Source organism: Klebsiella sp. PL-2018 (genome assembly GCF_019048985.1).
Taxonomy (GTDB): Bacteria; Pseudomonadota; Gammaproteobacteria; order Enterobacterales; family Enterobacteriaceae; genus Klebsiella; species Klebsiella michiganensis.
Map to the genome: position 1 here is coordinate 3140468 of NZ_CP077673.1, position 17167 is coordinate 3157634.

Annotated in this window: 18 protein-coding genes; 10 read left to right on the plus strand and 8 right to left on the minus strand. The window is 57.1% G+C overall.

Annotated elements, in window-relative coordinates; translation table 11 throughout:
• The first annotated feature begins 162 nt into the window (after nucleotides 1–162).
• Together MKleb_RS14580 and MKleb_RS14585 are read left to right on the plus strand one after the other, a co-directional pair.
• A complete protein-coding gene (locus tag MKleb_RS14580; protein WP_025107906.1) occupies nucleotides 163–2535 on the plus strand; it encodes a membrane-bound PQQ-dependent dehydrogenase, glucose/quinate/shikimate family in 2373 nt (790 codons plus the stop codon).
• Nucleotides 2536–2698: 163 nt separating this feature from the next.
• A complete protein-coding gene (locus MKleb_RS14585) occupies nucleotides 2699–2974 on the plus strand; it encodes a hypothetical protein (protein WP_025107907.1) in 276 nt (91 codons plus the stop codon).
• Nucleotides 2975–3026: 52 nt separating this feature from the next.
• On the opposite strand, the gene MKleb_RS14590 is transcribed toward MKleb_RS14585, so the two are convergent.
• From MKleb_RS14590 to cybB, 3 genes are all read right to left on the minus strand, one after another.
• Nucleotides 3027–4145, minus strand: a complete 1119-nt coding sequence (locus tag MKleb_RS14590) for an S-(hydroxymethyl)glutathione dehydrogenase/class III alcohol dehydrogenase (protein WP_014229209.1) — start codon at nucleotides 4143–4145, stop codon at nucleotides 3027–3029.
• A gap of 22 nt (nucleotides 4146–4167) precedes the next feature.
• Complete coding sequence (locus tag MKleb_RS14595; protein ID WP_004101746.1) at nucleotides 4168–4443, minus strand: metal/formaldehyde-sensitive transcriptional repressor; 276 nt, start codon at nucleotides 4441–4443, stop codon at nucleotides 4168–4170.
• Between the two features lie 169 nt (nucleotides 4444–4612).
• Nucleotides 4613–5140: a cytochrome b561 gene (gene cybB / locus MKleb_RS14600; protein WP_217075954.1), complete on the minus strand. Its 528-nt coding sequence runs from the start codon at nucleotides 5138–5140 to the stop codon at nucleotides 4613–4615.
• 224 nt (nucleotides 5141–5364) lie between these two features.
• On the opposite strand from cybB, the gene MKleb_RS14605 reads away from it, so the two are divergent.
• Both MKleb_RS14605 and MKleb_RS14610 read left to right on the plus strand, forming a co-directional pair.
• On the plus strand, nucleotides 5365–5607 hold the full coding sequence (locus MKleb_RS14605; RefSeq protein WP_004101739.1) for a DinI family protein: 243 nt from the start codon (nucleotides 5365–5367) through the stop codon (nucleotides 5605–5607).
• 21 nt (nucleotides 5608–5628) lie between these two features.
• The gene (locus MKleb_RS14610) at nucleotides 5629–5793 is read left to right on the plus strand and encodes a hypothetical protein (RefSeq protein ID WP_004850538.1); all 165 of its coding nucleotides are present in this window, start codon (nucleotides 5629–5631) and stop codon (nucleotides 5791–5793) included.
• A gap of 120 nt (nucleotides 5794–5913) precedes the next feature.
• Here the strand turns inward: MKleb_RS14610 and MKleb_RS14615 are convergent, their stop codons facing one another.
• Nucleotides 5914–6111: a hypothetical protein gene (locus MKleb_RS14615; RefSeq protein ID WP_014229206.1), complete on the minus strand. Its 198-nt coding sequence runs from the start codon at nucleotides 6109–6111 to the stop codon at nucleotides 5914–5916.
• A 291-nt stretch (nucleotides 6112–6402) separates the two neighbouring features.
• On the opposite strand from MKleb_RS14615, the gene ydfZ reads away from it, so the two are divergent.
• Nucleotides 6403–6606, plus strand: coding sequence for a putative selenium delivery protein YdfZ (gene ydfZ, locus MKleb_RS14620; RefSeq protein ID WP_004850536.1), 204 nt, complete (start codon nucleotides 6403–6405; stop codon nucleotides 6604–6606).
• 65 nt (nucleotides 6607–6671) lie between these two features.
• Here ydfZ and MKleb_RS14625 read toward each other — a convergent pair whose 3' ends face one another.
• Nucleotides 6672–7643, minus strand: coding sequence for a GGDEF domain-containing protein (locus MKleb_RS14625; protein ID WP_014229205.1), 972 nt, complete (start codon nucleotides 7641–7643; stop codon nucleotides 6672–6674).
• A gap of 132 nt (nucleotides 7644–7775) precedes the next feature.
• Nucleotides 7776–8699, minus strand: coding sequence for a LysR family transcriptional regulator (locus MKleb_RS14630; RefSeq protein WP_162557344.1), 924 nt, complete (start codon nucleotides 8697–8699; stop codon nucleotides 7776–7778).
• Nucleotides 8700–8788: 89 nt separating this feature from the next.
• Between MKleb_RS14630 and MKleb_RS14635 the strand changes: the two genes are divergently transcribed.
• Nucleotides 8789–9283: a GNAT family N-acetyltransferase gene (locus MKleb_RS14635; RefSeq protein ID WP_014838362.1), complete on the plus strand. Its 495-nt coding sequence runs from the start codon at nucleotides 8789–8791 to the stop codon at nucleotides 9281–9283.
• A 255-nt stretch (nucleotides 9284–9538) separates the two neighbouring features.
• Entirely contained in the window at nucleotides 9539–10537 is a 999-nt protein-coding gene (gap, locus tag MKleb_RS14640; RefSeq protein WP_004850532.1) for a type I glyceraldehyde-3-phosphate dehydrogenase, read from the plus strand.
• 165 nt (nucleotides 10538–10702) lie between these two features.
• On the opposite strand, the gene aldA is transcribed toward gap, so the two are convergent.
• Together aldA and MKleb_RS14650 are read right to left on the minus strand one after the other, a co-directional pair.
• Entirely contained in the window at nucleotides 10703–12142 is a 1440-nt protein-coding gene (aldA, locus tag MKleb_RS14645; protein WP_025107910.1) for an aldehyde dehydrogenase, read from the minus strand.
• A gap of 271 nt (nucleotides 12143–12413) precedes the next feature.
• Nucleotides 12414–13205 carry a YdcF family protein gene (locus MKleb_RS14650; RefSeq protein ID WP_025107911.1) on the minus strand — a complete coding sequence of 264 codons (792 nt, stop codon included), beginning with the start codon at nucleotides 13203–13205 and terminating at the stop codon, nucleotides 12414–12416.
• A 411-nt stretch (nucleotides 13206–13616) separates the two neighbouring features.
• Here MKleb_RS14650 and MKleb_RS14655 point away from each other — a divergent pair, with 411 nt between their 5' ends.
• The 3 genes from MKleb_RS14655 to MKleb_RS14665 all read left to right on the plus strand — a co-directional run bounded on the left by MKleb_RS14655 (nucleotide 13617) and on the right by MKleb_RS14665 (nucleotide 17150).
• Nucleotides 13617–14891, plus strand: a complete 1275-nt coding sequence (locus tag MKleb_RS14655) for a Glu/Leu/Phe/Val family dehydrogenase (protein WP_025107912.1) — start codon at nucleotides 13617–13619, stop codon at nucleotides 14889–14891.
• Between the two features lie 175 nt (nucleotides 14892–15066).
• Nucleotides 15067–15498, plus strand: a complete 432-nt coding sequence (locus MKleb_RS14660; RefSeq protein WP_014229199.1) for a MarR family winged helix-turn-helix transcriptional regulator — start codon at nucleotides 15067–15069, stop codon at nucleotides 15496–15498.
• Complete coding sequence (locus MKleb_RS14665; protein WP_025107913.1) at nucleotides 15498–17150, plus strand: MFS transporter; 1653 nt, start codon at nucleotides 15498–15500, stop codon at nucleotides 17148–17150. The genes MKleb_RS14660 and MKleb_RS14665 overlap by 1 nt, the downstream gene beginning before the upstream one ends.
• The last annotated feature ends 17 nt before the right edge of the window (nucleotides 17151–17167 follow it).

Here is a 17167-nt window from a genome sequence, read left to right on the forward strand (position 1 = left end):
ACAGATCTATCATAGCCACGATTTCACCAAATGGTTCACTCGAAATCAATAACAGTAAAAAACCTGCTTTTATGAAGGTCAACATCGCTTCATTCAAAAGCCTTCACTTGAGAAATTGATTCATCTGGTTCACGCCTGTTCAGGGGTGGTTAAGGAGAAAAAATGGCAACTGGCAACGCGCCGCGAGGATTCCCCCGGGTCCTGCAGTGGCTTCTCGCCGGGCTGATGCTGATCATCGGCCTGGCTATCGGTATTCTTGGTGCAAAGCTCGCCTCCGTTGGCGGGACCTTCTATTTTGCGATTATGGGCCTGGTGATGGTTATCGCCGCGGTGCTCATTTTCCGCAGCCGTCGCGGCGGTATCATACTGTACGCGATAGCGTTTATCGCCTCGATCGTCTGGGCCATTAGCGATGCCGGCTGGACCTACTGGCCGCTGTTCTCGCGCCTGTTCGCGCTCGGCGTACTGGCCTTCCTTGCCGCGCTGGTCTGGCCGTTTCTGTCCCGGCAGCCGGCGAAAAAAGGGCCGGCGTTTGGCCTGGCAGCGGTGCTGGCGGTGGTACTGTTGGTCAGTTTCGGCTGGATGTTTAAATCCCAGCCGCTGGTCAGCGCCAGCGAGGCGGTGCCGGTTAAACCGGTCGCCGCGGGCGAGCAGCAGAAAAACTGGGCGCACTGGGGCAACACCACCCACGGCGACCGTTTCGCCGCCCTCGACCAGATTAACAAACAGAACGTTGACCAGCTGCAGGTTGCCTGGGTCGCCCACACCGGGGATATCCCGCAGAGCAACGGCTCCGGCGCGGAAGAACAGAATACGCCGCTGCAAATTGGCGATACGCTTTACGTCTGTACACCCTACAGCAAGGTGCTGGCGCTGGATGTCGATAGCGGTAAAGAGAAATGGCGCTATGATTCAAAAGCTACCGCGCCGAACTGGCAGCGCTGCCGCGGCTTAGGCTATTACGAAGAGAGCCAGGCCCAGGTTTCCCCTGCCGCCGACGCGCAGCCGGCCGCCTGCTCCCGCCGCCTGTTCCTGCCAACCACCGACGCCCGTCTGATCGCTATTGATGCCGATAACGGTAAACTGTGCGACGCCTTCGGCGACCACGGTATTGTGGACCTGAGCGTTGGCATGGGGGAAATCAAAGCGGGTTACTACCAGCAGACCTCCACGCCGCTGGTGGCGGGTAACGTGGTCGTGGTTGGCGGTCGCGTGGCGGATAACTTCTCCACCGGCGAGCCCCCGGGCGTCGTTCGCGCCTATGATGTTCATACCGGCAAACTGGCGTGGGCATGGGATCCGGGCAACCCGAACCTGACCGGCGAACCGCCGGCCGGACAGACCTACACCCGCGGTACGCCGAACGTCTGGTCGGCCATGTCCTATGACGCGAAGCTGAATCTGATTTATCTGCCGACCGGTAACGCGACGCCGGACTTCTTTGGCGGCGAACGTACCGCGCTGGACGATAAATACAGTTCCTCCATCGTGGCCGTTGACGCCACGACCGGCCAGGTACGCTGGCATTATCAGACCACCCATCACGATCTCTGGGATTTCGACCTGCCTTCCCAGCCGCTGTTGTACGATCTGCCTGACGGTAAAGGCGGCACCACGCCGGTGCTGGTGCAAACCAGCAAGCAGGGCATGATCTTTATGCTGAACCGCGCCACCGGTGAACCGGTCGCCAAGGTTGAGGAACGTCCAGTCCCGGCGGGCAACGTCAAGGGCGAGCGCTACTCGCCGACCCAGCCCTACTCCGTCGGCATGCCAATGATCGGCAACGAGACGCTGACCGAGTCGGATATGTGGGGCGCGACGCCTGTCGACCTGCTGCTGTGCCGCATCCAGTTTAAAGAGATGCGTCACCAGGGCGTTTTCACCCCGCCGGGCGAGGATCGTTCGCTGCAGTATCCCGGCTCGCTGGGCGGGATGAACTGGGGCAGCGTGTCGGTTGACCCGAATAACAGCCTGATGTTCGTCAATGATATGCGCCTTGGCCTCGCCAACTATATGGTGCCGCGCGCCAAAGTGGCGAAGGACGCCAGCGGTATCGAAATGGGGATTGTGCCGATGGAGGGCACGCCGTTCGGCGCCATGCGCGAACGCTTCCTGTCTCCGCTGGGCATTCCGTGCCAGAAACCACCGTTCGGCACTATGTCAGCGGTTGATTTGAAAACCGGCAAACTGGTGTGGCAGGTTCCGGTGGGCACCGTTGAGGACACCGGCCCGCTGGGGATCCGCATGCACATGCCAATCCCTATCGGTATGCCGACGCTGGGCGCCTCGTTATCAACCCAGTCCGGCCTGCTGTTCTTCGCGGGCACCCAGGACTTCTACCTGCGCGCGTTTGATACCGCCAACGGGAAAGAGATCTGGAAATCGCGTCTGCCGGTCGGCAGCCAGTCCGGCCCGATGACCTACGTATCGCCGAAAACCGGCAAACAGTACATCATCATCAACGCGGGCGGCGCTCGCCAGTCGCCGGACCGCGGCGATTATATTATCGCCTACGCGCTTCCGCAGCAGAAGTAACCACCAGGGCCCCAAACGGGGCCCTTTTTGCGGCCCGGGAACCGCCCGGTGGCGGCTGGCGTGAAAGCAAAATCATCTTCAGCCCCCTAAGCAAGCCATTTTCATTCAGCTATGTTACTATTGCGAATGGTTATCAATAATAACAACTGAACAAGGATAATGGATGAAAAGTTCACCCTGCCGCCTGCTCGCAGGCACCTTCATGTTAGCCGCCGCCTCGGCTCAGGCGTTAAAAGCCCCGGAAGTGGACCTGCGCGATCCGACGATTTGGGAAGAGAAAGCGGCGTCTCCGCTCACCGCCAGCCCACAGCCCTGCGAGGTGTTCAGCGGCCCGCACTGCGCAGTCTGGGAAGATGAGAAATCGGATATTCAGCGTGAACGGGAGCGGCGGGAACAGCGGCGATGGCAGAATGGTTATGAAAACCTGCGGCGGGAGTAATCCCTCTTAAACGATAACCCGGGCATGCCCGGGTTATTTTTCACCAGGAAAATCAATTCTCGCCGAAATGAATGACGGTACGAATGGATTTACCTTCATGCATCAGATCAAACGCTTCGTTGATTTGATCCAGCGGCATACGGTGGGTAATAAACGGATCGAGGCGAATTTTCCCCGCCATCGCCTCTTCAACCATTCCCGGCAGCTGGGTACGCCCTTTCACGCCGCCGAACGCGGAGCCGCGCCAGACGCGCCCGGTGACCAGCTGGAATGGGCGGGTTTTAATCTCCTGGCCCGCGCCGGCAACGCCGATGATGACGCTTTCGCCCCAGCCTTTGTGGCAGCACTCCAGCGCCGCGCGCATCACGTTGACGTTACCGATACACTCGAAGCTAAAGTCGACGCCGCCGTCGGTGAGTTCAACAATCACATCCTGCACCGGCTTATCGTAATCATTCGGGTTGATAAAGTCGGTCGCGCCCATCTCTTTCGCGAGTGTGAATTTTTCCGGGTTGGTATCCACCGCCAGAATGCGCCCGGCTTTCGCCTGTACCGCGCCCTGGATCACCGCCAGGCCGATCCCGCCGAGGCCGAAGACGGCGACGGTATCGCCCTCTTTTACTTTCGCCGTATTGTGCACCGCGCCGATGCCGGTAGTGACGCCGCAGCCCAGCAGGCAGACTTTATCCAGCGGCGCCTGCGGGTTCACTTTTGCCAGCGAAATTTCGGCCACTACGGTGTATTCGCTGAAGGTGCTGGTCCCCATATAGTGATAAATCGGTTCACCGTTATAGGAGAAACGGGTGGTGCCGTCCGGCATCAGGCCTTTACCCTGAGTGGCGCGCACCGCCTGGCAGAGGTTAGTTTTGCCGGATTTACAGAACTTACACTCGCGGCATTCGGCGGTATACAGAGGAATAACGTGGTCGCCCGGCTGCAGGCTGGTCACGCCTTCCCCCACTTCGACGACAATCCCGCCGCCTTCATGGCCCAGTACCGCCGGGAAAACGCCTTCCGGATCGTCGCCTGAGAGGGTAAAGGCATCGGTGTGGCATACGCCGGTATGGGTGATTTTGACCAGCACTTCGCCTTTTTTTGGCGGCGCGACGTCAATCTCAACGATTGAAAGCGGCTGGCCTGGGCCAAACGCGACGGCTGCACGTGATTTCATATCTCTCTTCCTCGTGGTGATTTTATTTTAAATAGGACCGTAGCAGATGCCCGACTTCCGCCATTCTGGCGGCGCGCTGGTCTGGCGTCGTTTCGCCGCTGACCAGTTCATCCTGCAGATGAATTTCAACCATCTCTCCCATCAGGCCGTTGGCGGCGCCGCGAATTGAGGCGATTTGTTGCAGAATGGTCATACAGGGTTCGCCGGATTCCAGCGCCCGCTCGAGCGCTTCAACCTGGCCACGGATGCGCCTTACCCGACTGAGGGCACGCTTTTTATCTTCAGGTGAATGTGGCATGGTGACGCCCTCCATATCATATAGGGGGGTATACTATATTTATTGTTGCCATGAGGCAAATGGCTTCGCCGCTTTAACCGTAGCATAGCGGCGAGAATTTGCGCTTAGCGGAAGTTGAGGCCCCCGAAGAATGAGACAAAAAAACCCGCCGAAGCGGGTTTATCGAGGTTTAACGCCTGCGCGGCATCATCCTCAGCAGCGTGTTATCTTTCCAGAAGTAGTGGTGCAACAGCGCCGCCAGCGCGTGCAGGCCAATGATAAAGTAGCCGGTATTGGCCAGCAGCTCGTGCCACGCTTTCAGGGTATCCACCAGCTCAAAGTTGCTTTCCGCCGCGTGCGGCATGGTCAGGCCAAACGCGAACCACGGGTTACCGCGGGAGTACATCATGACCATGCCGATGGCCGGCAGCGCAATAAACAGCAGATAGATAACCAGATGCCCCAGATGAGCGAAGCCGGTCATCATCGGCGACGGCTTAGGCACAATTGGCGGCGCCGGGGATTTGAGACGCACCAACAGGCGCACCACCATCAGAACAAAAATAGAAATCCCGCAGGAGACGTGAATCATATTGATGACGGGCCGCGCGCTGCGGGGGAAAAAGCCCCGCAGCTCCATCGCCGCGTAAGCGCCTATCACTAAAAGAAACACCAGCCAGTGGATGCCAATTTGCAGGCCAGAATATTTATCGCGCATGAGAAACCCTTAATAAAACGGTGATATCGCCAACATAAACACCTTTTATTAAAAATTCATTAACTTTTACGTACTTATAAAAAACAATTGTCGGTTTCACGCATTTAATGCAAAAGCGGCGAGTTATCCCCGGCGCAGGAATACGGGGAACGTATACCTCGGCCTTGACGCTGTATATAATCACAGTACAATACTCCCTGCTATTATCATCAACGGGATAAAAAATGTTCGTAGAGCTGATTTATGACAAAAGAAATTTCGAGGGATTGGCCGGCGCTAAAGAGATCATTCTTAATGAACTGACGAAGCGAGTGCATCGCATTTTTCCCGATGCCGACGTCCGCGTTAAGCCGATGATGACCCTGGCTTCCATCAATACTGACGCCAGCAAGCACGAGAAGGAGCAGATCAGCCGCGCTGTGCAGGAGATGTTCGAAGAAGCCGATATGTGGATGCAGGAAGATTAACGGACGAGTGTTGAGGAAACGATGAATACTTTCAGCATAATAGCCATCCCCCTTTTTGCCGCAGCGGTGGTGATGTTGACGTTGGGGGCGACCCGGAAAAACCGTGCCTGCGCTATCGTCGGCGGCGTTTTGATGGCCGCGACCGTGGTTAACGCGGTGACCGGCATGGCGCTACAGGGCGGGTAACAGAATGAGTTTTGTCTGGTACATGGCGCTGATATGCATTGTGATAGCGTATCTTATGATGACCTTCCTCCCCGTTTAATCCCGGGTTTTCGCCTACCCGGGCTTCTTCTACCGGCGGGATCATACCCCCTTGCGCACCAGCGTTGCCGCCTGCATAAAAATCTCGTCCTCGACGCCATCCCCCTTCTGTCTGCCCAGCCTCACCAGTTCTTCAACAATGCTTTCCCGGTTGATTGGCTTCTGGCCAGAGACCAGGCCAATAACCGCCGCGCCAATGGCAAGACCAATCAGCCCCGTTTGCTCTTCTTTGTTCTTCATCGTTCCGCTCCGTTATGCCCGAAAAAAGTTTAGCAGCCGCATCAGCGACTGCAACCCGGGCCTCCACGGGGGTTGATACCCGCGAAATCGTCTTCAAAAGCAGTACGGATTCCGGGTCAGGCAAAGCCTGCCTACGGCTCGTTGGCCCGTTGAGGGACGCTAAAAAGTGTGAAGTTGATCAAAAACAACAAAATGACGGGCCGAGAGGCGTATTGGTATTACGTCCGCGCCGGGGGCAGCCCGGCGCGAGAAGCGATTGTTACCACCCGATGATTAAAAGGAGAAATCAGCATGATCACTTACGATCGTAACCGCAATCCTATTACTAACGGCAGCCAGGTGATGATTAACGGGACGGGTAAAACCGGTAAAATTATCGCTATCCACGCGACGGGCTTAACGCCAGCCCAGCTGCGCCGTAATAAGACAGTCGAAGTGGAAGGGACGGAAGGTAAGTTCGAGCCCGTTGAACTGATCCGCCTTGGTCTCCACTAAGGAAGCGCAAGCCGCCGCGGCATCAGCCAGACGCCGAATATCGGCTGGCGACGCCGGGCGGTTCCCTACCGGCGCTCGGCGCCATGGCTGGTCTTCGCCTGATACATGCGCCGGTCCGCCACCGCAACGATCTCATTGAGGCTATGATGCGTTGCAGGGTCGTATTCAACGCAGCCCCAGGAAAAGGCCAGCTGCCACGGATTGCCCGCCTGTTGATTATACTCAGCAACGTTATTGCTTAGCTGCGCCATCGCGATGCCCGCCGCCTGCTGGGCAGTATTAGCAAGCAGGATAATAAACTCATCTCCGCCCTGCCTGGCAATGATATCCGACTCCCGGAAGGTGGCTTTCATCAAATCAGCCATCGCCGTCAGGGCTTTATCCCCCTGTTCATGACCCCAGGTATCGTTAATCAGCTTAAAGCGATCGAGATCGATAAATACGAGGCTCGCCGGTTCATTGCGCCGCCTGGCCGTCAGCAGCGCGTACTCCGCTAACGACATAAAACCCCGGCGGTTGAACAGCCCCGTCAGCTCATCGGCGGTCGCCGCGTCGAGCACCTTGAATTCATCTTCAACGATGGCGGCCAGGTCGCTTAATATTTGTATCTCATGCACGGAAAAGGCGCGCGGCTTGTGGTCCATCAGGCAGAACGCGCCGACCGTCGCGCCGTCAGGCAGCTGTACCGGGTATCCGGCATAAAAGCGGATAAAAGGCGCTTCCGTGACCAGCGGGTTATCGTGAAAGCGCAGATCCTGCTGCAGGTCATTAACGATTAAAGGGTCGGTCTGCAGGATAGTATGCGCGCAGAACGTGATATCCCTCGGCAGGGTATCGACTTCAAGTCCGGCGCAGGATTTAACATGCAGGGTATTTTCTCCCACGAGGCTAACCGACGCCACCGGCAGATCGTAGAGCGTACGCGCAAGCCGGGTCAGGCGATCGAAACGCTCTTCTTTTCCGCTATTAAGTAATCCGGATGCCCGCAGCGATTGCAGGCGACGCAGTTCATCGGGATGGAGTCCGGCTAATTTCAATTTTTCTCTCTTACGTTATCAGGATAGATGACGCTGCGCTTACCATTGAAGCGCGCATCAGGCTGTTAACAGACGATTCACATTTGTTGTCTCATGAGTTAAGCATATTTCGCTGACTCGTCAAACGAGACATCAGGTTCGTTCCGTCGCGGCCCACTCCCTCAGCCTCTCTTTCAGCCACTGGCTCGCGCCGCGCTGCCCGCTCCGCTTGTGGGAATAGATTTTCACTTCAAACGGCGGAACCTCAAACGGTAATTCAAAGACCTTCAGCGTCGCCGCGTCAGTCATTTTTGCCGCGGCAGAGCGCGGTATCGCCATAAGCAGTTCACTTTGCGCAATAATAGCTGGCGCGCTCAGCATAGAGGGGGTTTTGATGGTGATATGCCGCGAGAAGCCCATTTTCGCAAGCTGCACGTCGAGAACGCCCTGGCTTTCATTCCACGGGGTGACTACCAGATGCTGTGCTGCCAGGTAGTCCGTCAGCGTGAGCCGGGATCGCCTGGCGCTGCTTATCGCAACATAATCATCTTTCAGCCAGCAAATCTCATCCAGCTCCGGATGCTCTGCTTCATCCAGCGCGCTAAATCCCAGCGCTAAATCCACCTCGCCGGCCAGCAGTTCCGTCAGCGCCGGGCTGTGCGGCAGATAGCGCAGTTCGAAACGCAGGCCTGGCGCCTGTTGCTGTAGCCTGGGCATCAGCGTCGGGAAAACGCACTGCGCGGTGAAGTCCGTGATCGCTATCTGTAGGCAGTCGGTACTGGCTGAGGCAACAAACTTCGGCTGCGGAGTAAGCTCCTGATCTAAAAACTTGAGCGCCGAAGCGATGGAAGGCGCGAGCTGGGTGGCGTATACGCTGGGGCACATACGATGACCTTCGCGATAGAAAAGCGGGTCGTTGAGCGCGGCGCGCAGTCTGGATAGCGCGTGGCTTAACGCTGATGTGCTCATCGCCAGCTCTTCCGCCGCCAGGCGCACCGAACGATAGCGGTAGACCGCCTCAAATACCGGCAGCAGATTCAAATCAAGACGGCGAAGCGCAGGATGCATAATATTCATCATTGGGTGATTTCATTGCACTTAATTCTTCTAACCTTAACGTTTATGCTTGGCGGTATCAAACTCACGATGGCACAACAGGTACTCCAATGAATATGACCATTCGTCAGGCCCGCCCGGCGGACGCAAAAGCAATTTATGACATGATTTACGAGCTTGCGGTTTATGAAAAAGCGCCGGAGCAGGTGGTCACCACGGTAGATGAAATCCAGGCATCGCTTTTCGCCAGCGACAGCAAAACGGAAGCGCTAATCTGCGAGATTGACAATAAGGTTGCCGGGTACGCGGTGTTCTTCACCAGCTATTCCACCTGGCTCGGTCGAAACGGCATCTATATGGAAGATCTGTACGTCACTCCCGAATTTCGCGGTCGCGGCGCTGGAAAAGCGCTATTGCGAACCATCGCTCAGCTGGCGGTAAAAAGAGAGTGCGGTCGCCTGGAGTGGAGCGTGCTCGACTGGAACCAGCCGGCCATTGATTTTTATCTGAGCATTGGCGCCGTTGCGCAAAGTGAGTGGGTTCGCTATCGCCTTGACGGCGCCGCGCTTGCCGCTTTTGCTGAACGGGGCGGGAACGCCGAATAATCGGCCACCCGGCGGGCCCTTCCCGGGCCCATCTTTTCAACCCCTTGCCAATATGCCCGCGGCGTATAAAGCTGAAACAAAAAATTATTAACCCTTAATGCCCCGCCCACAACCCGCCGAATTTATTCACTTTTCCGTACACGTTTTTATCAGCATATAACGGCGCCGGAAAAATCGTTGGTTGCCCTATTCCGCCAGCTGAACTAAGCCTGGAGAAGTTTTCACCTGACAGTTCAACTGACCTGGAGATTCTTCATGAGTAAACTCGGGATTAATGGATTTGGGCGTATTGGACGTTTAGTACTGCGCCGATTACTGGAGGTTAATAGTCCTTTAGAGGTCGTCGCTATCAACGACCTCACCTCCCCCAAGGTACTGGCCTACCTGCTTAAGCATGATTCTAACTACGGACCTTTCCCGTGGAGCGTCGATTTTACTGAAGATGCGCTTATCGTTGACGGCAAAAAAATTACCGTTTATGCCGAAAAAGAGGCTCAGCATATTCCGTGGAAAGCGGTCGGTGCCGAGCTGATTGTCGAGTGTACGGGTTTTTATACCTCCGCGGAAAAAGCGCAAGCTCATCTGACCGCCGGCGCTAAAAAAGTGCTTATCTCCGCGCCCGCTGGCGATATGAAAACCATTGTCTATAACGTTAACGACGACACGCTGGAGGCAAACGATACGATTATTTCCGTGGCCTCCTGCACCACCAACTGCCTGGCGCCGATGGCGAAAGTGCTGAATGACGCCTTTGGTATTAAGGTGGGGACCATGACCACGATTCACGCCTATACCGGTACGCAATCGCTGGTTGACGGCCCCCGCGGCAAAGATCTACGCGCTTCCCGCGCGGCGGCGGAAAATATCATTCCGCATACAACCGGGGCGGCGAAAGCTATCGGGCTGGTTATTCCAGCGCTTAGCGGCAAGCTGAAGGGCCACGCCCAGCGCGTGCCGACGAAAACCGGGTCGGTGACTGAGCTGGTGTCGGTGCTGGAGAAAAAGGTCTCCGCCGAAGAAGTCAATCAGGCGATGAAAAACGCGGCGACGAACAACGAATCATTCGGTTACACCGAAGAGGAGATCGTCTCGTCGGACGTGATTGGCAGCCATTTCGGTTCCATTTATGACGCCACGCAGCTGGAGATTGCCGAGGTTGGCGATCTCCAGCTGGTGAAAACCGTCTCCTGGTACGATAACGAGTATGGCTTCGTTACCCAGCTTATCCGCGTACTGGATAAGTTCGCCAAATAAATCCCGGGGGCGGCTGACGCCTTGCCCAGGCTACAGGTACGTGCGGCCTGCGTTTGGGTAGCCCGGGTAAGGCGTCAGCCGCGACCCGGGAGGCGGTCTGCGGGCTGGGTAGCCCGGACAGATGCGCAGCATCGCCTCCGGGAAGCCCACCGGTTCTCTGCTGACTCAGACCTGCAGATAGACCACCTGGGTTTGCAGATACTCATTCAGACCATGACGCCCGTCGGCGCCGCCGATGCCCGATTTACGCCATCCGGCATGGAAACCCTGCATCGCTTCGAAGTTCTCGCGGTTAATATAGGTTTCACCAAACTTCAACCCTTTGATCGCCTTCATCGCGACGTTCAAATCGCGGGTATAGATTGACGACGTCAGCCCGTAATCGCTATCGTTGGCCATCGCCAGCGCCTCTTCAAGGGTATCAAACGCCACCACCGGCAGCACCGGGCCGAACGTCTCTTCATGCACGATATCCATCTCCTGGCGCACGTCCAGCAGCAGCGTCGGCGGATAGAAATAGCCCTTACCCGTCACCGCTTTCCCACCCAGGACGACGCGCGCGCCCTGGGCCACCGCTTTCGCCACCTTCTGCTCCACGCGCTCCAGCGCGGCGGCGTTAATCAACGGCCCCATTGCGATATCGTCGCGAGACGCCGGATCGCCAAACTGCACCGCCTTCAGCGCTTCACCCAGACGGTTAACGAAGCGATCGTAAATGCCCTTTTGCACATATACGCGCTCAACGCAGTTACACACCTGCCCGCTATTAATTACGCGAGAATCCACCACCGCCTTAACCGCCAGCTCAAGATCCGCATCGTCCATCACGATAGCGGGCGCTTTACCGCCCAGCTCCAGACACACTTTGGTGATGTTTTTCGCCGCCGCGGCCATAATCTTCTCGCCCGCGGCAACGCTGCCGGTCATGCTGACCATCGCCACTTTCGGATTGCTCGCCAGCTCCTGGCCCACGGTTTCGCCGCGCCCCAGCACCAGGTTAAAGACCCCTTTCGGCAGGCCGATATCATGGACGATTTGCGCAAAAGCGATGGCGTTATTCGGCGTAAATTCACTCGGTTTAATCACGATGGTATTACCGGTAATGAGCGCCGGCGCCAGCTTGCGGGCAATCAGGAAGAACGGAAAATTCCACGGCAGAATGCCGGTGGTCACGCCCAGCGCGCGCTTGAATACCAGAATATTTTCCCCCGGCCGGTCGCTCTGTACAATTTCACCTTCATAACGGCGCGCCCATTCGGCCATATAATCCAGATAATCGGCGGTAAAGGAGACCTCCACCGCGGCCAGCTGCTGTATTTTTCCGCCCTCGGCGACGATCAGCGCGGCGATCTCCTCGGCCCGCTCGCGGATACCGGCAGCGATTTTGCGCAGCCACCCCGCTCGTTCAATCGCCGGCAGGGCTTCCCAGCCCGGCTGCGCGCGCTCAGCGGCCAGAATCGCGCGCCGGGCATCTTCCGCGCTGCCGTCGGGAATACGCGAAATCAGCGCTTCCGTCGCCGGATTGATCACATCAATCCATGCATCACCGCGGCCGGGTTCAAACTGGCCGTCAATATACATAGGGTGTTGAACGGGTGCTGTCATGGTCTGCTCCTCAGGATTATTGTTTTTAACAGGTGAACTAGATGTTAAAAATTATCGCCCCTCAGGCAAAGGGACAGCATGAGCGCTTGTTTTTGTGAGATATTTCATAAAAACGGAGCAATCCGGGGCGTAAAAAATCACAATTCAATAACAGATGATGCCCGTTTGCGATATCGCTAACGCAAACGGGCAGGATGAGAGTTACCGGCTAATAGGTCCTGCGTTCGAAGGGGAAACGCGGGCTGGCTATCATGGCATGCCGCGCCATTCCCTAAGCCAGCTGACGCGCGCTTAGCGCATCGGAGAGCAGGCGGTCGTCGCGCAGCGTCTGCCACGCCTGAGCGATGTGCGGCGGAATATCCACATGAGCGATAAATCCCTTACCCAGGGGGCCGTAGCCCTGCGGGTTATCCGCCAGCCGCGGCAGTTCACCGAGGATTAGCGCCAGATAGCGCCCCACCGGCCACAGACCCGCCTCTTTCCCGCTGAACGTGACGCCGTCACGCCCGTTACACAACACCGGTGAACCGCCCGGCGCGCTGTACCACGTAGGCGCACGCGGGTCGTCTTGCCAGACGCGGGCAAATGTCGCCATCGTTCGCCGCTGCATGGTCGGATCCTGAACCACCACGCCCGTACGGTGCGCAATGCCGTTGTGCTCCAGCATCTGCCGGGTAAAACGCGCGTTCTCGCCGCAGTTGGTGGAGCGGTCTTCCACCACGATTCGTTGGCGCGGAATCGCCCAGAACTGATGGGCAATGTCGGCCAGAATATGCGCCTCGGCGCGATCGTCTACCGGAATGGTGCTGTAGCGCGGGTCATTCAACACCGACTGGTATAAAAACGAGGTGGAGTGGCCGATACCGCCGCTGATCAGCAGAGGAACGGCGTGATGCGCTGCCAGCCGGCAGGCGAAATCAATGGTCGGGATCACCGCATTGCCTGCCAGCACCACCAGCTCTATTTGCGGATCCTGCGGTAAATCATCCTGCGCCAGCCAGGCCCCCAGCTGGTTCGCCGCGGCCAGTACCGCCTCCGGCAGCGATGGAAAATGCTCTGACATGTTCTCTCCTTTTAGCGTTCTTAGCCTGACATTATCGGCCACCATCTTAGACGGTACAGCGTACTTTGGGGTAATAAAGTGCGAACAGAACACCCACGCCCGTTAAGCAACAAAGTCAACACATATACATAGCGTTTTATTCACTTTTTGAAGAGGGTCAAGATTCTGATAAATAGAGATAAAGGGTCACAACTACGGCTTTAATGCACAAAGGTGCATATTCATCCATTGATGGCCTTGTTTTCCGTTTTTTTATTCATAAAAAGCCGAACCCCAGCCGCAACGACAGCATATTCTGCATTTTTGCCAAATACCGTCCCATTAAATTGGTGATAACATTCTCGTTACAGAGTTTATAGCTGCACCTTTCCACGGTTAACAAAATAATTATCACTGCGAAACAGGACTCTTATGGAAAAGTTATCTTACGCTTCTGAAAGTAGTACATCTCCATGGACCACCTACCTGCGTCAAATCGATCGCGTTGCGCCCTATCTCGGCGATCTCGCCTACTGGATCGAAACCCTGCGCCATCCGAAACGCGCGCTGATCGTTGATATTCCGGTACAAATGGATGATGGCACTATCCGCCACTTCGAAGGCTACCGCGTCCAGCACAACCTCTCGCGTGGACCGGGTAAAGGCGGCGTGCGCTACCATCCGGATGTCGATTTGAATGAAGTGATGGCGCTTTCAGCCTGGATGACCATCAAGTGTGCGGCAGTCAATATTCCCTACGGCGGCGCCAAGGGCGGTATCCGCGTCGACCCGTTCTCACTATCAGAGGGTGAACTGGAACGTTTGACCCGTCGTTATACCAGCGAGATCGGCATTATCATCGGGCCGCAAAAAGATATTCCGGCGCCGGACGTTGGTACCAACGGTAAAGTGATGGCCTGGATGATGGATACTTACTCCATGAACCACGGCACCACCATCACCGGCGTGGTCACCGGCAAGCCTATTCACCTCGGCGGTTCGCTGGGCCGTGAAAAAGCCACGGGCCGCGGCGTATTCGTCACCGGTCGTGAAGTGGCTCGCCGCAGCGGTATCGAAATCGAGGGTGCCAAAGTCGCGCTGCAGGGTTTTGGTAACGTGGGCAGCGAAGCGGCCCGCCTGTTCGCAGGCGTCGGCGCGCGGATTGTGGTGATCCAGGACCACACCGCCACGCTGTATAACGAGGGCGGCATTGATATGGCCGCGCTGACCGCATGGCAGGCGGAGAACAAGCAAATTGCCGGCTTCCCGGGCGCCCGCGAAATTGAAAAAGAAGCGTTCTGGACGACGCCGATGGATATTCTGATCCCGGCGGCGCTGGAAGGTCAGATTACGCGCGAGCGCGCGGAAACCCTCAGCTGCAAACTGGTGCTTGAAGGCGCTAACGGCCCGACCTATCCGGAAGCGGACGACGTGCTGGCCGAGCGCGGCATCGTGGTGGTGCCGGACGTTATTTGTAATGCCGGCGGCGTCACCGTGAGCTACTTCGAATGGGTGCAGGATATGGCCAGCTTCTTCTGGAGCGAAGAAGAGATCAACGCCAAAATGGACCGTATCATGACCGATGCGATCGTTCACGTTTACGAAAAAGCGGTGGAAAAAGCGTGCTCTTTACGTACCGCCGCCTATATCGTGGCCTGTGAGCGAATTCTGATGGCGCGTAAAGATCGCGGTATTTATCCGGGATAATCCCCCTTCTCAGCCCGGTTAATGCCGGGCTGAGATCAGAACTCTCTTCCCCCCTCCCAAAGCATCTTCCACAATAAACGCACATACCGTTAACCTGTTTTTATCAATCAGGCTTGAATTCTCGTTCTGGTCAGGCAAAAATCATTAGAGCTCTAACGATATTGCAGACTGACCTATGGATAACCGACAGCTTAACTTTTCCCATCTTTTATATCTGACCGCCCACCACTGGCGCCTGGCGGTCAACCGTCGGCTCAAGGACCTCGGCATGAGCCAGGCCAGCTGGGTCGCCGTTTCCGCCATCGCGCGCAACGAAAAGCCGCTATCGCAAAGCGAACTGGCCCAGGAGCTGGGCGTCGAAAGCGCAACCCTCGTACCGCTGCTCAACCGGCTGGTCGATCTCGGTCTGGTCGAGCGGGTGAAAACCGAACGCGACAAGCGTAAACGACTGCTGATCGCTACCGCCAAAGGCCTTGAGGTGTATCAGCAGGTGAAAACGGTGGCCGATGATTTGCGGGAGGAGATCCTTACCGCCATTACCCCCGAAGAGCAGCGGCAGACGCAACGGGTACTGGAGAAGCTGCTGCGCGAGGTTGAGAAAAAATAATGCCGCGTCGTCACGCTAATCCCTATGTTCCTCACGACTGGGCCCCGCACGAAAAACCGGCGATCCTCGGCTCGCCGTCGACCCCCATCCACAGTACGCCAAAACGTATTGCCTACGGGATCGTCGGGCTGCTGGTCTGCCTGACGGGCGCGCTCGGCAACGCGGTGGTGACCGCCAATCTTCAGCTGTTACAGGGTACCTTTGCCGCCTGGTCAACCGAGATTGCCTGGCTCCCGGCGGTCTACGTGATGACCAACGTCTCCATCAACCTGCTGCTGGTGAAGTTTCGCCAGCAGTTCGGCCTGCGCGCTTTTACCGAGGGTTTTCTCGTTCTCTACGTGCTGGTGACCTTTTTCCACCTGTTCGTCAACGACCTCAGTTCAGCGCTGATGGTGCGCGCCGCCCACGGCATGGTGGCCGCAGCGCTAAGCTCGCTGGGGATTTATTATCAGGTGCAGGCCTGGCCCGCCCGCCATCGGCTCAAAGCGCTGACCATCGGCATCACCGGTTCATCTCTGGCGATCCCGCTGGCGCGCCTGTTCTCAACCGAGCTGCTGCAAATCGACGAGTGGCGCGGGCTGTACTTCTTTGAGCTGGGGCTGGCGCTGGTGTCGCTGGCCTGCGTGATCGCCCTCAAGCTGCCGCCAAGCGATCGTAAAAAGGTGTTTGAGAAGAAAGACTTCATCACCTTCTTCCTGCTGGCGCCGGGGATGGCGCTGGTCACCGCGGTGCTGTCGCTGGGACGACTGGACTGGTGGTTTGAAGCGCCGTGGATCGGCTGGGCGCTGGCGGGCGCGGTGGTGCTGATTGTCTCCGCGATTGCCTTTGAGCATAACCGCAGCAACCCGCTGCTCAATATCAAATGGCTCTCCAGCGGCAGTATTCTGCGCCTCGGGCTGATTATGCTGCTGATCCGCATCGTGCTGGCGGAGCAGAATACCGGCGTTATCGGCTGGCTGCAGTACGTCGGTTTGCAGAATGAACAGATGACCAACCTGGCATGGTCAATTTTTGCCGGGATCGTCTGCGGCATCGTCGCCAGCTGCCTGACGCTCAACCCGCAGCGCCTCTACTGGCCCACCGCCACGGCGCTGGCGTTGATTATGGTTGCCTCGCTGCTCGACAGCCAGTCGACGATCCTCACGCGACCGGAGCAGCTGATGTTCAGCCAGTTTCTGCTGGGCTTCGGCAGCGCCTTTTTCCTCGCCCCGGCGATGCTGGCGGGGATTGGCGGCGTCATTGCCGACCAGCGCAACCTGGTGAGCTTCTCGGTGCTGTTCGGCATGAGCCAGAATATCGGCGGCCTGCTGGGTTCCGCTATTCTCGGCACCTTTCAGACCTGGCGGGAGAAGTTTCACTCCAGCCAGCTCGCCGACCAGCTCACCACGCTCAATCCGCTGATTACCGAGCGCTTGCAGCAGTACAGCCAGATGTATCAAAACCAGATTGGCGACAGCACGTTGCTCAACGTTCAGGCCACCACGCTGCTGCAAAACGCCGCCACCCTGCAGGCCAATATTCTCGCTTACAATGATACCTATCTGCTGACGGCGGCGATTTCAGCCGCCACGCTGGTATGGGTTTTCTGGCGCTTAATAAGATTACGTATTACCGCTCGTATCGCGCTGAAGCGCGCGACGGGAAGCAAATAAAAATTTTCACTCTGGAG

What these genes read in the sequence shown, in the direction of transcription:
- MKleb_RS14615 (WP_014229206.1), bottom strand. Translation starts at nt 6,111, where the DNA reads ATGAAGAACAAAGAAGAGCAAACGGGGCTGATTGGTCTTGCCATTGGC.
- MKleb_RS14605 (WP_004101739.1), top strand. Translation starts at nt 5,365, where the DNA reads ATGTTCGTAGAGCTGATTTATGACAAAAGAAATTTCGAGGGATTGGCC.
- MKleb_RS14580 (WP_025107906.1), top strand. Translation starts at nt 163, where the DNA reads ATGGCAACTGGCAACGCGCCGCGAGGATTCCCCCGGGTCCTGCAGTGG.
- MKleb_RS14630 (WP_162557344.1), bottom strand. Translation starts at nt 8,699, where the DNA reads ATGAATATTATGCATCCTGCGCTTCGCCGTCTTGATTTGAATCTGCTG.
- gap (WP_004850532.1), top strand. Translation starts at nt 9,539, where the DNA reads ATGAGTAAACTCGGGATTAATGGATTTGGGCGTATTGGACGTTTAGTA.
- MKleb_RS14650 (WP_025107911.1), bottom strand. Translation starts at nt 13,205, where the DNA reads ATGTCAGAGCATTTTCCATCGCTGCCGGAGGCGGTACTGGCCGCGGCG.
- MKleb_RS14610 (WP_004850538.1), top strand. Translation starts at nt 5,629, where the DNA reads ATGAATACTTTCAGCATAATAGCCATCCCCCTTTTTGCCGCAGCGGTG.
- MKleb_RS14655 (WP_025107912.1), top strand. Translation starts at nt 13,617, where the DNA reads ATGGAAAAGTTATCTTACGCTTCTGAAAGTAGTACATCTCCATGGACC.
- MKleb_RS14590 (WP_014229209.1), bottom strand. Translation starts at nt 4,145, where the DNA reads ATGAAATCACGTGCAGCCGTCGCGTTTGGCCCAGGCCAGCCGCTTTCA.
- aldA (WP_025107910.1), bottom strand. Translation starts at nt 12,142, where the DNA reads ATGACAGCACCCGTTCAACACCCTATGTATATTGACGGCCAGTTTGAA.
- cybB (WP_217075954.1), bottom strand. Translation starts at nt 5,140, where the DNA reads ATGCGCGATAAATATTCTGGCCTGCAAATTGGCATCCACTGGCTGGTG.
- MKleb_RS14585 (WP_025107907.1), top strand. Translation starts at nt 2,699, where the DNA reads ATGAAAAGTTCACCCTGCCGCCTGCTCGCAGGCACCTTCATGTTAGCC.
- ydfZ (WP_004850536.1), top strand. Translation starts at nt 6,403, where the DNA reads ATGATCACTTACGATCGTAACCGCAATCCTATTACTAACGGCAGCCAG.
- MKleb_RS14595 (WP_004101746.1), bottom strand. Translation starts at nt 4,443, where the DNA reads ATGCCACATTCACCTGAAGATAAAAAGCGTGCCCTCAGTCGGGTAAGG.
- MKleb_RS14635 (WP_014838362.1), top strand. Translation starts at nt 8,789, where the DNA reads ATGAATATGACCATTCGTCAGGCCCGCCCGGCGGACGCAAAAGCAATT.
- MKleb_RS14660 (WP_014229199.1), top strand. Translation starts at nt 15,067, where the DNA reads ATGGATAACCGACAGCTTAACTTTTCCCATCTTTTATATCTGACCGCC.
- MKleb_RS14665 (WP_025107913.1), top strand. Translation starts at nt 15,498, where the DNA reads ATGCCGCGTCGTCACGCTAATCCCTATGTTCCTCACGACTGGGCCCCG.